This is a genomic window from Rhodopseudomonas telluris, from assembly GCF_042432815.1.
Lineage (GTDB): Bacteria > Pseudomonadota > Alphaproteobacteria > Rhizobiales > Xanthobacteraceae > Rhodopseudomonas > Rhodopseudomonas telluris.
Window position 1 is genome coordinate 106,351 of record NZ_JBHLWM010000005.1, and the last position, 16,413, is coordinate 122,763.

Sequence of the window (16,413 nt, forward strand, 5' to 3'; positions counted from 1 at the left end):
AATCGTGAAGTTGTAGCAACACAGTGATCCTGGGCTCACTCGCTGCGCGAGCGCCCCCGGAAAGACTCGGGAAAGGCGGTGCGCTGGCGCCGCATTGGACATTTCGTGTTGGGTTCGGCAATCTGCCGCCGCACCACAACAGCAACAGGCGCGTGAGGCGCCGCGAACGTCCGAGGATCCCATCATGATCAAGACCCGTTTCACCGAAGCCTTTGGCGTCGAGCATCCTATCGTGCAAGGCGGCATGCAATGGGTCGGCCGCGCCGAGCTGGTGGCAGCGGTCGCAAATGCCGGCGCGCTCGGCATGATCACCGCGCTGACGCAGCCGACGCCGGAAGATCTCACCAAGGAAATCGCGCGCTGCCGCGACCTCACCGACAAGCCGTTCGGCGTCAATCTCACCATCCTGCCGGCCATCAAGCCGCCGCCCTATGCCGAGTATCGTCAGGCGATCATCGAAGCCGGCGTGAAGGTGGTCGAGACCGCGGGCAACAAGCCGCAGGAGCATGTCGACGAATTCAAGAAGGCCGGCGTCAAGGTGCTGCACAAGTGCACCAGCGTCCGCCATGCGCTGTCGGCAGAGCGGATGGGCGTCGATGGCATTTCGATCGACGGTTTCGAATGCGCCGGACACCCTGGGGAAGACGACACCCCCGGCCTGATCCTGATCCCGGCCGCCGCCGACAAGATCAAGGTGCCGATGATCGCCTCCGGTGGCTTCGCCGATGCGCGCGGCCTCGTCGCGGCGCTGGCGCTCGGCGCCGACGGCATCAACATGGGCACGCGCTTCATGTGCACCAAGGAGAGCCCGATCCATCAGGCGGTGAAGGAGAAGATCGTCTCAAACGACGAGCGTTCGACCGACCTGATCTTCCGCACCATGCGCAACACTTCGCGCGTCGCCAGGAACGCGGTCAGCCAGCAGGTGATCGCGCTGGAGAAGCAGGGCGCAACGTTCGAGCAGGTGAAGGAGCTGGTGGCCGGCGCGCGTGGCAAGATGGTGTACGTCAATGGCGACACCGACGAAGGCGTCTGGTCGGCCGGCCAGGTACAAGGCCTGATCCACGACATCCCGAGCTGCGCCGAGCTCGTCTCGCGCATCGTGCGGGACGCCGAAGCGATCATTCGCGCGCGGCTGGAATCGATGCTATCGGGTGGCGCACGCCAAGCGGCGGAGTAAACCGCCGCCGGGCGACCATACGGGAAGCAGCCAGATGAAGGCCTATGTCTACGGCGCCGGCGGCGCCGCCCTCGCCGATGTCGACAAGCCGGCTCCGACCGGACCGCAGGCGCTGATCCGGGTCCGCGCCTGCGGCCTCAACCGGGCCGATCTGGGCATGACCAAGGGCCATGCCCACGGCGCAGCCGGCGGTGTCGGCACGGTGCTGGGGATGGAATGGGCCGGGGAGATCGTCGCGCTCGGTGACGAGGCCTATGGCTGCAAGGTGGGCGATCGGGTGATGGGCTCGGGCGCTGCGGCGTTCGGCGAATACACTCTCGCCGATCACGGCCGGCTGTTTCCGATCCCCGACAACATGAGCTTCGAGCAGGCCGCCACCCTGCCCGTTGCTCTGACCACGATGCACAATGCGTTGATCGCGGTCGGCAAGCTGCGCGCCGGTCATTCAGTGCTGATCCAGGGAGCCAGCTCCGGCGTTGGGCTGATGGCGCTGCAGATCGCCAAGCTGAAGGGCGCCAAGCTGGTGATCGGCTCGTCGACCGACAAGGGACGGCGCGATCGGCTGGCAGAGTTCGGAGCCGACCTCGCGATCGACACGTCCGGAGCCGGCTGGGTCGATCAGGTGCTGGCGGCCACTGGCGGCGCCGGCGTCGATCTCGTCATCGACCAGATCTCCGGCAGCATCGCCAATCAGACTCTTGCTGCCACCCGCGTGCTCGGCCGCATCGTCAATGTCGGGCGTCTCGGCGGCACGCATGCCGACTTCAACTTCGACCTGCATGCGGCGCGCCGCATCGACTACGTGGGCGTCACCTTCCGGTCACGCAGCATCGAGGAAATCCGAGAGATCTTCCGGCAAGTGCGCGGAGATATCTGGCCCGCCGTCGAAAGCCGCAAATTGCAGTTGCCGATCGACCGAGTGTTCCCATTCGCCGAGATCGACAAGGCGTTCGCACACATGGAAGCCAACCGGCATCTCGGCAAGATTGTCGTGACGCTGTAACGAGTTCCACGACGACGAGGCGACGCCGAAAAATCTAAGAATAGTTCGCATTAGCGCGCCTCGCGCAATTGCGCGCGTATTCTCGGATTCGTCGGCTTTTATGTTCAGGATCGGGCTGCTAAACCCCGGCCCATGAGTAACTACGCCAGCACCAAATCGCGTGTGGCTGCGGTGTCCGTGCTGGCGAGCGCCAGCATGGCCGCGGCCAAATTCGCCATCGGACTCGCCATTGGTTCGCTGGCGCTGATCTCCGAAGCTCTGCACAGTTCGATCGATCTCGTCGCAACGATTATCACTTGGTTCGTGGTCCGAATCTCGGACCGGCCGGCCGACGATGCGCATCACTACGGCCACGGCAAGATCGAAAGCCTGTCGGCGCTCGGCGTCATCGCGCTGTTATACGTACTCGCCGGCGGCATCCTGGTCGAGGCGACCAGCCGGCTGCGCGAAGGCGCGCCGCCGCCTGCGTTTTCGTGGCTCGCCTTCGGCATCCTCGGCGTCGATATCGTGGTGAACTCATGGCGCGCATGGGCACTGCACCGAACCGCGGTCGCGACCAAGAGTCAGGCGCTGGCCGCCGACGCACTGCACTTCTCGTCCGACGTGCTCGGCTCGTTCGCGGTGATCGCAGGTCTTTCCCTGTCGGCACTGGGCTTCACCTGGGGCGACGCCGCTGCTGCGATCGGCGTGGCCGTCATGATCTCGATTCTCGGTTTGCGGCTTGGACGTTCGACGATCCAGACGCTGCTCGACCGCGCCCCCGAAGGCGTCTCCGAAAAAGCCCGCGACGTGATCAGCGCCGTCCCCGGCGTCGTCGGCATCGAACGGCTGCGGACCCGCATGGTCGGCCCGACGCATTTCATCGACGCACTGGTGGAGGTGCCGCGCACCTACCCGATCGATCGCATCGACGAGATCAAGCGGCGCGCCGAGGACGCCCTGCAGCAGGTGTTCGAGGACGCCGACCTCACCTTTACGGCGATCCCCGTGGCCCGCGACAATGAGACGGTGCGCGAGCGCGTCATGGTGATTGCTCGCAATTCCGGCCTCGCCATCCACCACGTCACCGTGCACGATCTCGGCTGCAAGATCACCGTGAGCATCGACCTCGAAGTCGACGGCGACATGCCGCTGGTCGCGGCCCACGACATCGCGCACGAACTCGAACGGCACATCCGGGCAGACTTCGGCACGGACGTCGAAGTCGATACCCATATCGAGCCGCTCGAGCCGGAAATGCCGCACGGCTCGGACGCCGCGCCGCGCCGCACCGAGGAGATCCGCTGCGCGCTGATCGAACTCGCCGGTGAAGGCGTGATCTACAACATCCACAATGTGCGCGTTCGCGACACCGAGGCGGGCGAGATCGTCAATTTCCATTGTTACGCCGCGCCCTCGCTCAGCGTGATCTCGGTGCACGAACAGGTCGACGACATCGAGCGGCGGCTTCGCCGCGCGTTCCCGACCGTGAAGCGCGTGATCAGTCACGCCGAGCCGCCGAACGCCGAGTGAGCCGCCCCACCTGCGTGAACTACGAGTCCCGTTCTCGTTTCGGACTCGTCCTCACACACAAATGAGAGTCCGATTCATCTTTGGATAAGAATTTATCCGATCGGCAGAATCGTTGACTCTCGACAGCCCCCGAAAAGTGGATTCAAATCAGCTATGATTCGAACGACGAAAATGTCGTTCGAACGGGGTGCTGACAGACATTGGTGGGGGCCACAGTATGGCGCGCGTGCAGGCGGCGAGCGCCTGCGTACAGTCCGATTCGATCAAAGGACTTGCGCAGTCGATCGCTAAACCGGCCTACCATCGGCTGTTGACGGCCGAGCCGGTGCTCCGCCGCGCCGTGCCAATCCTGATCATCGCATTCCTCGTGACGATCTGCTTCGGCGCCGCCGTACAGGTCGTCGACCAGACGCGTCAAAAGAACTCCGCCCTCAATCGCGATCTCTGCGCACTCGCCGATCTGCTCGCCGAACGGCTCGAGCATATCGGCGTGGTGCGGCTCGACCGTCCCGCCTCGGTCGAGCGTCTGCAAAATCTGCTGCCCGCCCTGATTCCGTCCTGGGGCATCGCCGCAGGACGGCACGTCATCGTCACCGGGATTGATCAACGCGTATTGGCGCGCGTTCCCGGCGACGACAGCGCGCGATCCGCGAACAAGTTTCTGGAGATCATCAGTGCCGCGCCGCCGCTGACTCGCTCGGCGCAGCAAGGCACCGTCTCGCAAATCGTCTTGCCGAGCGGCGCGACCGCGCTGGCGACGCTGCATATCGTCAAGTCCCTGCCCGGCCAGGTCATCGTCATCCAGGAAGACACCAGCTCGTTCCTGCGTTCCAACGCAGCCCTGCAAATCACGCTGTCGGCCACCACCGGCTTCGTCGTGCTGATCCTCGGCTTCGCATTCCACTGGCAGTCGACCCGCGCCCGGGAGGGCGATCTGATCAACGACGCGGTGCGCAGCAGGATCGACACCGCGCTCAACCGCGGGCGCTGCGGCCTGTGGGATTGGGATCTGTCGCGCGGCCGCATCTTCTGGTCGCGGTCGATGTTCGAACTGCTCGGGCTCGAGAGCCGCAGCGACCTTCTGACGTTCGGCGAGGTCAATGCACTGGTGAACAGCGACGACATCGATCTGTTCGCGATCGGCGACAAGCTGATCGCCGGCAACGCCGACCACATCGACCACAGCTTCCGGATGCGCCACGCCAACGGCCATTGGATCTGGCTGCGGATGCGCTGCGAATTGAGCCAGGAGACGCTCACCGAGAACAAGCATCTGATCGGCATCGCGGTCGACATCACCGAGCAAAAGAGTTTGGCGGAACGCACCGTCGAGGCCGACCTTCGGCTGCGCGACGCGATTGAAACCATCCCCGAAGCGTTCGTGCTGTGGGATTCCGACAATCGCCTGGTGCTGTGCAACTCGCACTTCCAGCGCCTGCACAAGCTGCCGGATTCCGCGGTGGCGCCGGGCACCTCGTACGAGACGGTGATCGAAGTCGGCCGGATGCCGGAGATCCGTACGCGACTGACCGACAGCAGCGGACGCGCAGGGCTGGGCGCGCGGACCTTCGAGGCACAGCTCGACGACGGCAGCTGGCTGCACATCAGCGAGCGCCGCACCAAGGACGGCGGCTACGTTGCCGTCGGCACCGACATCACGCGCATCAAGGCGCACGAACAGAAGCTGGTCGACAACGACCTGCGGCTGCGCGCCACCGTCGCCGACCTCAAGATCTCCCAGGTGAAGCTGGAGCGGCAGGCGATCGAGCTCGCCGACCTCGCGCGGAAATATTCCGAGGAGAAAACCCGCGCCGAGGAAGCCAACCAGACCAAGTCGAAGTTCCTGGCCAATATGAGCCACGAACTGCGCACGCCGCTCAACGCGATCATCGGCTTTTCCGAGATCATGGGCAGCGGGATGTTCGGCTCGCTCGGCTCCGAGAAGTACCAGGAATACTGCCACGACATCATGACCAGCGGGCACTATCTGCTCGAGGTCATCAACGACATCCTCGACATGTCCAAGATCGAGGCCGGCCGGATGCGGCTGGAGATGGAGGAGCTCGACCTCGCCCGCACGCTCGGCGAGTCGCTGAAGGTCGTCGCCGGCCGTGCCCACAACAAGCATCTCGACCTACGCTCGGACATCGAAGCCGACATCCCGATCGTTGCGGATCGGCGGGCGATCAAGCAGATCCTGATCAATCTGCTGTCCAACGCGGTCAAGTTCACCCCGGACGGTGGCCGCGTCCAAGTGCGCAGCCGAACCCGACAGGATTCGATCGTCCTGATGATCGCCGACACCGGCATCGGCATCGCGCCGCATTCGCTGCGGCGGCTCGGCCAGCCGTTCGAGCAGGTCGAAAGCCAACTTACCAAGAGCTATCATGGCTCGGGTCTCGGCCTCGCCATCGCCAAGTCGCTGACGAAGCTGCACGGCGGCTCGATGCAGCTGCGCTCGACGCTCGGCGCCGGCACCATCGTGATGGTCAAGCTGCCGCGCAACAGCCGGCAGCACAGGATGGCCGCTTAAACGTCCTCAAGACCCGCCTGAGGGTTTGCTTCTTGAGAAGGTGCGAGGGGCACGACGGCAGCAGCGCTCGCCAGGTGACGCGTGCACCGAGCTGGAGCTGGTGTCTCGCCGCGTTGCTGCGATATTCGCCGCTACACGCCGAAAACATCCGGAAGGATACCTTGCGAAGCCGCCGCGCCGAAGGGCTTGCCAGCTCGCGGCGACAAAAGGCTTGAGAAGGATGTCGGACGTCAGCGCGAACCGGTAGCCGCCTCCAGCGTCGTAGCGAGGCCGAGCCGCTGGCGTCACCTTGCAGACCGCCGCCAACAGATCGTTTGAACTTGTCACTGCGGGGCATGGCCCATCACGGCAGGGGCGCTACCAACGTGTGGCGTCCTGACCCGGTGCGGGGTCAAGCCTGTTCGCGCAACGCGGAGCGACGGGGCGGCAAGAAGCAGTGACGAAGCGGCAGGATTGGCCGAGGGCGAGCGCTCTGGTTGCTCGTTCGCCCTCGCCCTGTTTACCAGTTGACGCGAGCGCCTGCCGAGACCTGGTGGCTCGTCGCATTGCTGCGATACTCACCGTTATAGGCAGCGAACATCCGGAAGGTTTCGGTGTGCCATCCGGAAACCTTAGCGCCGACAAGAGCGGCGTTGCGGCCGGGCTGTGCTCCCTGAACCAGGAAGGGCTGATCGAGCAGCGCGGCCTGACTGACCAGCGTGGTATCCCGCAGATCGTAGCCCCAGCCGACCTTCAGCTCCGGCATGATGGTGATCCCGTCGATCGTGCGCAGCCGCGCGCTCAGCGAGGTTCCGAGTGTCGTTGTGAGCTTGTCGTAGGTCTGTGCCGCATAGGCGAGGCCGAACGACTGCTGGTTCTCACTATAGGCGTCACGGCGGAAACCCTGCCAGCTCAGGCCGGCGAACGGCTTGATCGTGACGTTGGGGGCAAGCGCAAAGCGATAACCGGCCTCCACCGTTGTGCCGACGCCGACGCCGTTGGAGCTGCCCTGCAGGCTGGCGGGCGAGAACATGATCTGGCGGCTGGTCGACATCTGGCTCGGGCCGGCGGCGACCCGGACATCGACGACAGCGGCGCCGGGAGTCCAGCTCGCATAGGCCGCACCGGCGTATGTGTCGGACTTGCCCTGCGTGTCGGCGCTGGTCGCTGTGGTCCGGGCATAGCCGAACGCACCACCGGCCACGAAATTATTGGAGAAGCGACGGTCGGCGCCGACGACGAAACCACCACTCGTCGCCTTGGAGCCGGCCAAATCGGCGCTGTCACGAACGCGGGCGTCGCGGCCGAAGCCCTGCCCCCAGGCCGACCAGCCGTCCTGAACGCGCTCCGCCGGAGAGATCGCCGCGAACGCGTTCATCGCCGACGACGTCTCGGCAGTCATCGTGTTCCGACCCGCATAGGACAGCGCAAAGGATTGTGCCGCGCCGTTCTGACCCTGCTCGCCGCCGAGCGCGATCGTCTCCTGGCGGTCGCCGATCGCGCCAAGGAAGCCGGTGAAAGCCTGCAGCGATGAACTGGAAACTGCCGGCTGGCCCGGGCCTGCGAGTTGACCCAACGCCTTGTCGTACTGAGCTTCGGTATCGAGCCGATACAGCGCGTCGAACAGCGACTTTTCGCGGGCCGAGGGCAGCACACCGGCCGCCGGGCGGGCACCGTCGAGCGCGCCGGCAACCGAGCGCTGGTTACTGCCGAGCTGACCGCTGGCCGCGAGAGTGCTGAAGCTTGCCGGCGTAACGACGAGCGTCAGAGCCGTGGGATCGTACAAAAGGTCGAACCGGGTATTCGCCGCGAGGCCGGCGGTCGGCTGCGACAGCGAAGAGAAGCTGCCCGCGGTGCTGGCGCCGTTCTGCGCCTGGACGATGGCGAAATCGGTGCCCAGCGCCGGCGTGTAGTTGCTCACCGTGCCGACGCTGCCGCGCAGCACCGGTGTCAGGGTGCCGGCGGCATAGAACACGTTGCCGGCGCCGGTGACATAGATCTTGTCGTAGGTGCCGGGGCCGCCGGGAACGATTAGGGTGCCGTCGATGTCGATCCTCGTCGTCGCCGTGGAGGTCAGTGTCACATTGCCGTTGAAGGTCAGCGAGCCGACCGAATTCCCGTTCAGAACGGTGCCGGGCGCGACGGAGTTATTGGCTACCAGATCGCCGATATTCGCCATCTTGCCGGGTGACAGCGTACCGGCAACGACCGAGTTACCGACGATGGTGCCAAAGCCCGCCAGCGTCGCCGGCTGCGCGACAGAGAGCTGGTTGCCGGCGGCCATCGTCAGCGTGCCGTCGACCGCCAATGTGCCGAGCTGCGCAAAGACGTTGCCGCCCGCATTGGTGCGGCCGGAAACCGTCAGAATGCCGGCGCCCGTCTTGCTGAAATCACCTTGGGTGGTCAGCAGCTGGCTCCAATAAGTAGTCTGGTTGGCTGCAACGGTGACCGTGGAATTCGCGGCCAGCGTCGTCGGGCCCTCGGTCGCGCGGTCGAGACGGATCAGGCCCTGGCCGAACACCGCGTCGAGTCCGGGCGCGCCGAGATCTTCCGTCGTCGAGAACAGCAGGTGTACGAGGTCCTGCGCGTTGTAGGTCGGATTAGCCTGGATCAATACCGCGATGGCGCCCGACACCGTCGGCGCGGCCATCGAGGTACCGGCCTCGAACATATAAGTGTTGGCGGGGGCGGTCGAATAGATCTCCGGGCCGGTTTGTGAGTCGCCGCCAGGCGCCGCAACGCACCAGCTCGCGGTGACGCCGCAGAGATTCGAGTAATAGGCCGGCGCTTTCGTGCTACCGACAGACATCACGCCGATGATCTGACCACTCTGGCGCTGTAGCAGCGTCGCGTCGAGATTGTTGCCTTCGTCGTCATACACGCCGAGGCCGGCGTGGGCCGGATTGAGGAAGGGGAGCAGCGCGAGACCCGACGGGTTGCGCGCCGCGATCGGATTTGTCGCACGGTCGTTGCCGTTGGCGGCGACGATGATCTTGCCCGCCTGCAGCACATTGAGCGCGGCCGCCGCCTCTTCCGAGCTGGACGCGGCCGGCCACTTGGTCAGATTGGTGATGCCGGTGAAGTCCGGGCCGTAGCTGGCATTGTAGACCAACGTTCCGGGCAGGCTGGCGAAATAGTTCAGCGCGCTTGCGGACGCATCATTGCCGGCTGCGACCGTATAGCCCGCGGCCGTCAGAATGCGCAGCGGGATGACATTCGCGTCGTAAGCGACGCCATGCGCCGCGACGTTGTCAAACTTCTCGGCCGCAACGATTCCGGCAACATGCGAGCCGTGGATATCGGTACTCGTGAGTGGCGAGAGTTCGGTCGGGTCGTAAACCGTCCCGTTCTTCACGACGTAGTTGTGGCCAAGATTGGTCAGCAGCTTGTTGACCAGACCCGCATTGTTAAGGTCGAACCCTGTATCCGCAACGGTGACATTCACCCCGGCGCCCGTGAAGCCGCGCGAATACGCGGTCTGGGCTCCGATCATGTCGAGGTTCCAGGTCTGATCGGCGACGCTCGGCAGTGGATTGGGCAGATTGGGCGAGGTGTTGTTCGCCATCGCGACGTGCTGATACGACGTCGGACCGAGACCCGAGGCCGTCGTCGTCCTAGCAGCCATGACTTGGGCCGCATTGGGTGCCAAGGTCAGCGTTTGCCCCGACGTCAACACGCCAAGATCGGCTGCAGTGGCCACATTCCGAGCGGCCACCGGCGAAAGCCCGGCCGCGAACTCCACGACCGCGTTCCGCAAGGCGGGATTCTGGTACGCACTGTCGTAGGCCTGAGCGATCAGTTCACGCTCGCCCTGACGCAGCGCCTCGGCCAATGTCGCACGGAGCTGCATCGGCAACACGGTTTTCGAGGCAGATCTCGTTGTTGCAGCGGCTTCCGCCGCCACGACGATCGATCCGGAGACGCTCACCAGAAACGTGGTGCACAAAAACAGCGCCGTATACTTACCAACCCCATTCATCACGAAGGCAGCCCCCTGCTGGCCACGCGCGCGGTACGTGCGTGGTCACTCGTTGTTTCTTCACGCTTCGCGTATGCAACGAAATGTGTCTGGCCACGGTTGTAAGGCAGCCTCGGAGCGCCGCGACAGTGCGTCATCGCTCCATCCCGCCCACCGACTGCGGTTTCCTTTGACCGTGCGTCTCACTCGCCACCAGCGCTGAGGCTGCTGTGGATAGTTCGCCCGGGGGTTGCAGCCGCGACCTCACCTGGAACCGCAATTCCAATGACTTAGCACTTCGTATCTGACAGCGAGATGCGTTAGTATGAGCTTCTCGATCCGGCCTTCGCCCGCCGGGCATCGGATCAAGGGCTTGTCACAAATCTGATTCATGGCTGCGCTTTCCCGCCTGTTCTACGTCACCTCTGGTCTCGACCAAGCCAACGCCTTCGAAACTTGGCGCGCGGTGATCTCACCGCTATTCGAGCCGCGTCCATGCTTACGCGGCGGCAAGACGCCGACCGGGTCCGCATTCGGCGTAATCATCGGCGATCTCGTCGTCGCCAAGGTCGCGTTCAACGCGCAGGATTTCGTCCGGGACGACCAGCGCGTCGCCGCGACGCCGGACCACCTTCTGCTGCATCTCTACGTGACCGGCGGTTTCAACGGGACCGTTACCCGGCAGCAGACCACGATCGGACCGGGCAAAGTGGCGCTGATCGACCTCGCCCACTCGGTCGCGACGCGCGCCTTCGCGTCGCGGACCGTGTGCCTTGTGGTCCCGCGGAAGTTGCTCAGTGGGGTGCATCTCGATGGGCTGAAGCCACGGCTCGACCCGCTGCGTAACGATCTGCTTGCCGCGCATATTCTGTCACTGCAGGAACGCAGCGCGCAGCTGACCTCGGATGACGTGGCCAGTACCGTCGCCAAAACCGCCGACTTCCTCAGGTGCCTGCTCGCCCCCGCCGCCCCCGGCGCGCTGGAGCCGCTTCGAGAAACTGACGACACGATCCTTGCACTGACCGAGGCGCTGATCCGCGAAAACCTTGCCTCGCCGGACCTGTCGCCGGATTGGCTCGCGCGAAAACTCGACGTCTCGCGCGCCACGCTGTATCGGCTGTTCGCAGATCGCGGCGGCATCATGCGCTACGTGCGGGAGCGCCGGCTGCTGGCTGTCCAGGCCGCCCTGAGCGATCCACTCGACACCCGGAAGCTCTCGCGCCTCGCCGCCGATCTCGGCTTCACCAGCGAGGCGCATTTCAGCCGCACGTTCCGGACCCGCTTCGGCGTCACCGCCAGCGCCTACCGCCAGGCCCAGATCGACGCTTCCGCAATGATCCAGCTCACCAGCCCCGCGGTGGTGCAGCAATGGTGGAGGACCGTCGCTACCTAGACGTACCGCTTAGCCGAAATCCGTATTGTGCCGCGGTCTTCGCCGCGTGTAAGAGCGAGCAGCGGCGGAGGTAAAGGCGTTGAACTTCAGTGCCATCTTCCATCAATTTGCGACGTGGACATTCCGCGCGGCGATCGCCGGTGGGCTCGTCGGCGTCGTCTATTTTGCGTTTCGCGGCGATGCCGACATGCCCGGCGCGCAGCTCGTGACGGCCCAGCACGCCGCATCCGTTAGCGATGCCCTGCCGTGCCAGCCGATCGGCCAGATGGCCAACGGCGAGCTCGTGTATTCAATGGATTGCGTGTCACCGCCTCTGGAATCGGCCTCGCCGACCGCCAACGCCAACTAGGCCGCTTAAGCTCCAGCCCCGTTGCCGGCAGTTCCATCGCTACCGCCGCCGATCAGTCGGTTGAAGATCGCCCGCACTTCGGCCTGCGTTTCCTTCACCCGCGCCTCGAGCGAGGAGAAGTCAGGTGCGTCCCCGGCCCGGACCATCACGCGCAACAAGTCGTCGCCCGCGGCTTCCGGCCTGAACTTCTCGCTCACGCACAACCGCAGGATCTGAGTGAGGTCGTGATACAGCCGTGCCGCGGGACGCAGCACATCGGCGTCGGACTGCGCCAGAACGCCGAGCCGCGCCGCGTTGTCGATTGCCGCCAGCGTATTGACCGCGAGAATGTCGGGCTTGGCGTGAGCATGCACGAGCTGCAGATACTGCGCGATGAAGTCGATATCGACCATGCCGCCGGCGGCATATTTTAAATCCCAGACGTCGTCCTCGCCCTTCTCCTGCGCGATCGCCTGACGCATTTCGGCGACGTCGTTGGCGATGATCATGGCATCGCACGGCCGCGTCAGCACCGCCCGGATCACCGCTTCGATCCGGGCCCGGAATTCCGGCGACGCCGAAATCACCCGCGCGCGCGTCAGCGCCAGGTGCTCCCAGGTCCAGGCCTCGCTCTCCTGATACTCGGCGAACGCATCCAATCGCGACGCGACCGGGCCGGCGCGCCCCGAAGGGCGCAGCCGCATGTCGACGTCGTACAGCACGCCGTAGTTGGTCCGCGTCGTGAAGGCCGAGATCAGCCGCTGGGTGAAGCGGGCGAAGTATTGCGCGCCGTGCAGCGACCGTTCGCCGTCGCTGTCCGGCTGCTCGTTGTCGAAATCATAGATCAGGATCAGATCGAGATCGGACGACGCCGTCATCTCGCGGCTGCCGAGCTTACCCATCGCCAGGATCGCCGTCTCCTGCCCCTTGATCCGGCCGTACTGCGTGGCGAACTGAACGCTGACGAGCTGATGCACCGTGCCGACGATGCCCTCGGCGACATCTGCGAAGGCGACGCTGGCCTGCTGGGTCGACACCGTGCCGGAGAGAATCCGCGTGCCGATCAGGAACAGGCTCTCCTGCCCGAACAGCCGCAGCCGGTCGAGAAACTCCTCGTAGGAGCCGGCGTCGACCAGCGTCGCTGCGAGACGGGACGACAGTTCGGCGCGGTCCGGCATCGCGCCGAAGAAGCGTGGATCGATCAGCCCGTCGAGAATCTGCGGCTGCCGCGCCAGCATGTCGCCGAGCCGCGGCGCCGCGCCGAGCACCAGCGCCACGAGCGTCAGCAGCTCACGGTTCTGGCTCAGCAACGAAATCAGGCGGCCACCGCGATGCAGCGCCTGCAGCAGCCGGTCGAACGAATTGACTGCGTTGTCCGGCTCTTCGGCGCGCGCCAGCTCCTCGATCAACGCCGGCACAAACTCGCGGAATGCACGCTGCGTCGCCTCGACCTTGAGGACGCGGTAGCCGCCCGCCATCCATTGCTGCAGCGTGGTCGCGACCATCAGCGGCTTCTTGAAGCCGAGCGCGACCAGATGGTCGAGCAGCCGCGTATCCTCCGGGCCGCCCGCATAGTCGATCGGCTCTTTTGCAGTACCAGCCGGATCGCCTTCGAACAGCTTGGCGTAGTGGCCCTGCACGCATTCGAGATGCGCCAGCAGATCGCGCGCGAAGGTCGCGCGGTTGTCGTAGCCGAAGAAGCGCGCGAACCGCTCGATGCCCTCGACACTGTCGGGCAGCGTGTGGGTCTGCTCGTCGGCGATCATCTGGATGCGATGCTCGACGCGCCGCAGGAACTGATAGGCGGCGGTCAGTTCGTCGCGCGCCTCGTGGGTGATCCAGTTGCGCGCCGCCAGAATATCGAGCGCGGCGAGCGTCGGACGCACCCGTAGTTCCGAATGCCGTCCGCCGGCAATCAGTTGCTGGGTCTGGGCGAAGAACTCGATCTCGCGAATGCCGCCGCGGCCGACCTTGACGTTGTGGCCCTCGACCGCGATCTCGGTCTGGCCGCGGAAGGTCTGCATCTGCCGCTTCATGTCATGAACGTCGGACAGCGCGGCGAAGTCGAGATGCTTGCGCCAGACGAACGGCGCGATGTCGGCCAGCAGCGCTTCGCCTGCGACCAGATCGCCGGCGCAGGCCCGCGCCTTGATCATCGCGGCGCGCTCCCAGGTGCGACCCTCGCGCTCGTAGTAGTTCAGAGCTGACACCGTCGACAGCGCCACCGGCGTCGACGCGGGATCGGGGCGCAGCCGCAGGTCGACGCGGAACACGTAGCCGTCATGCCGGCGCTGCTGCAGGATTCGGCTCAGCCCCTGCGTTACACGCACGAAGAACGGCTGCGGCTCGATGTCGGGCGCCAGCGTCGGAGCTTCGAGATCGTAGAAGACGATCAAATCGATATCGCTGGAGTAGTTCAGCTCGCCGGCGCCCATCTTGCCCATTGCCAGCACGACCAGGCCGGAGCCCTGCTCCGGCGCGTCGCTGTTGGGCGGGTTGATGCGGCCGCGTGCCGCCTCCTGGCGCAGCAGAAAACGCAGCGCCATCTGAACCGAATTGACCGCCAGATCGGTCAGCGCCTGCGTCACCTGCATCACCGGCCACAGCCCGCCAATGTCGCACAGAGCGATCGACAGCGCCGCCTCCGCCTTCATCTTCCGAAGGATCGTCATCACCTCGGCTTCATCGGAAGCCGCAGCCACCGCGCCGGCGGTGCTGTCGAGCAGCGTGCTGAAGCCGACATCGGGGTCGCTGCGCAGCACGCGCAGCAGACGCGCGGGGTCGGCCCGGATCAGATCGAACAGATAGGGGGATGCCTCCGCGAGCGCGTGAAGCAGCGTGTCCACCGGGGGATGGCGATCGGCGATCGCGCGGATCGCGCCGGCCTGCTCGGCGGGGAGATCGGCGAGCCAGTCCGCCAGCTTCTTCTGCGCCTCCGCCGGCGCATACACCTGCAGCCCGGCCGCGAAGCGCGCGGCCAGTGCGGAGGATGGGATGTCCGCGTCAATCGCGGAAGAAGTCATGCCGGCGTCGGTTCTGGGGTCGTGTTGGCTGGAGCCAGTCCTTCGCCTGTGTGCGCCGGAATTGCAAGCGTGGCGCGCAATCCCGGCTGCGCGTCGGAGAGCCGCAGTTCGCCGCCATGCAGCGTCGCCACCGCCGAGGCGAGACTGAGACCGAGGCCGGAACCCGGCAGCGTCCGGCTGGCTTCGAGCCGCACGAAGCGCTCGACGGCGTGCTTGCGGTCGGCTTCAGGAATGCCGCGGCCATGGTCGGTCACGCTGAGCAGCACCCGGTCGCCGTCGCGCCGCGCTTCGATCAGGATCGACGCCAGCTCCTGGGCGGCGATCTGCTGCGGCTCTGCGCCGGGAGCGGCCAGCGCAAGCTGCGGCTGGCCGTATTTGATCGCGTTCTCGACCAGATTGGCGACCGCCTGACTGATCAATTCGCGATTGCCACGCACCGGCGCCGAGTCGGCCGCGACCTGCAGGGTCAGGCCGCTGTCTTCCGCCAACGGTTCGTAGAGTTCGTGGATGTCGCGCGCAATGTCAGCGGCGTCGAAAGCGTCCATCTCGCCGCTGGCATGGCCGGATTCGGCGCGAGCGATCATCAGCAGCGCGTTGAAGGTCCGGATCAGCCCGTCGGACTCCTCGATGGTGCGCTCCAGCGCCGCCCGATAGTCGGCCTCGCTGCCAGACAGAGCGAGCGCCTCCTCGGCCCGATTACGCAGCCGCGTGAGCGGCGTCTTGAGATCGTGGGCGATGTTGTCGGAGACCTCCTTGAGGCCGTTCATCAGCGCCTCGATCCGCTCCAGCATGGCGTTGAGATTTTCCGCCAGGCGGTCGAGCTCGTCGCCGCTGCGGCCGACCGGCAGCCGGCCGGACAGATCGCCGGCCATGATCCGCTGCGTGGTGCCGGTCATGGCATCAATGCGGCGCAGCACGCGGCGCGCGACGAAGATGCCACCGCCGAGCCCAAGCACCACCACGATCAGCACCGACCATTGCGCCGCTGAGGCCACCACCTTGAACAGTCGCCGCCGTTCCTCGAGATCGCGGCCGACCAGCAGCCGGAAGCCGCTCGACAATTCGGTGACGCGCACCAGCGCGCGATGGTCGCCGCGATCCTGATCGTCGAGTCGGCGATAGAATGTTTCGCTCCAACCGGTCTTGCTCATCACGCCGGGCGCCAGCGCACCGACATTGCCGGCGACCGCTTGCCCTGCGGGCGTGGTGACAAGATAGAGGTTGGCGCCCGGCCGCAGCGCCCGGTTCTCGATCGTGAACACCAGCCCGCGCAGGCCGCGCCGCGTGTAGATGTCGTCGATCTCGCCGATCTCGGCGTTCACCGTGGTGGTGATCTGATCGGTGATCAGCCGCCGCGTATTCCAGGCGAAGTAGCCGAGCAACGACGCCGCGAACAGCCCGAACAGAAACAGATAGACCAGCGTCAGCCGAAACGCGGTGGTTCGGATCAGTTTACCGAATGCGGTCACTGATCGAACCCCGTCGGCATCGATGTCGTCTCAAA

9 protein-coding genes are annotated in these 16,413 nt (G+C 65.4%); 6 read left to right on the top strand and 3 right to left on the bottom strand.

Annotation, left to right across the window (positions count from 1 at the left end; genetic code table 11):
- Positions 1-184: 184 nt before the first annotated feature.
- The 4 genes from ACFFJ6_RS12050 (at position 185) to ACFFJ6_RS12065 (ending at position 6,228) form a co-directional block, all read left to right on the top strand.
- A complete protein-coding gene (locus ACFFJ6_RS12050) occupies positions 185-1,180 on the top strand; it encodes an NAD(P)H-dependent flavin oxidoreductase (RefSeq protein ID WP_378387937.1) in 996 nt (331 codons plus the stop codon).
- A 34-nt stretch (positions 1,181-1,214) separates the two neighbouring features.
- Positions 1,215-2,183 carry a zinc-binding dehydrogenase gene (locus ACFFJ6_RS12055; RefSeq protein ID WP_378387939.1) on the top strand — a complete coding sequence of 323 codons (969 nt, stop codon included), beginning with the start codon at positions 1,215-1,217 and terminating at the stop codon, positions 2,181-2,183.
- A gap of 132 nt (positions 2,184-2,315) precedes the next feature.
- The gene (locus ACFFJ6_RS12060; protein WP_378387941.1) at positions 2,316-3,695 is read left to right on the top strand and encodes a cation diffusion facilitator family transporter; all 1,380 of its coding nucleotides are present in this window, start codon (positions 2,316-2,318) and stop codon (positions 3,693-3,695) included.
- A 217-nt stretch (positions 3,696-3,912) separates the two neighbouring features.
- A complete protein-coding gene (locus tag ACFFJ6_RS12065; protein ID WP_378387943.1) occupies positions 3,913-6,228 on the top strand; it encodes a PAS domain-containing sensor histidine kinase in 2,316 nt (771 codons plus the stop codon).
- Between the two features lie 499 nt (positions 6,229-6,727).
- On the opposite strand, the gene ACFFJ6_RS12070 is transcribed toward ACFFJ6_RS12065, so the two are convergent.
- On the bottom strand, positions 6,728-10,186 hold the full coding sequence (locus tag ACFFJ6_RS12070) for an autotransporter domain-containing protein (RefSeq protein WP_378387945.1): 3,459 nt from the start codon (positions 10,184-10,186) through the stop codon (positions 6,728-6,730).
- Positions 10,187-10,556: 370 nt separating this feature from the next.
- Here ACFFJ6_RS12070 and ACFFJ6_RS12075 point away from each other — a divergent pair, with 370 nt between their 5' ends.
- Together ACFFJ6_RS12075 and ACFFJ6_RS12080 are read left to right on the top strand one after the other, a co-directional pair.
- A complete protein-coding gene (locus ACFFJ6_RS12075) occupies positions 10,557-11,558 on the top strand; it encodes a helix-turn-helix domain-containing protein (RefSeq protein ID WP_378387947.1) in 1,002 nt (333 codons plus the stop codon).
- 79 nt (positions 11,559-11,637) lie between these two features.
- Entirely contained in the window at positions 11,638-11,907 is a 270-nt protein-coding gene (locus ACFFJ6_RS12080; RefSeq protein ID WP_378387949.1) for a hypothetical protein, read from the top strand.
- A gap of 5 nt (positions 11,908-11,912) precedes the next feature.
- Here ACFFJ6_RS12080 and ACFFJ6_RS12085 read toward each other — a convergent pair whose 3' ends face one another.
- Both ACFFJ6_RS12085 and ACFFJ6_RS12090 read right to left on the bottom strand, forming a co-directional pair.
- Entirely contained in the window at positions 11,913-14,909 is a 2,997-nt protein-coding gene (locus tag ACFFJ6_RS12085; RefSeq protein WP_378387951.1) for a bifunctional [glutamine synthetase] adenylyltransferase/[glutamine synthetase]-adenylyl-L-tyrosine phosphorylase, read from the bottom strand.
- Complete coding sequence (locus ACFFJ6_RS12090; protein ID WP_378387953.1) at positions 14,906-16,378, bottom strand: sensor histidine kinase; 1,473 nt, start codon at positions 16,376-16,378, stop codon at positions 14,906-14,908. Before ACFFJ6_RS12090 ends, ACFFJ6_RS12085 begins: the two co-directional genes overlap by 4 nt.
- Positions 16,379-16,413 lie beyond the last annotated feature (35 nt).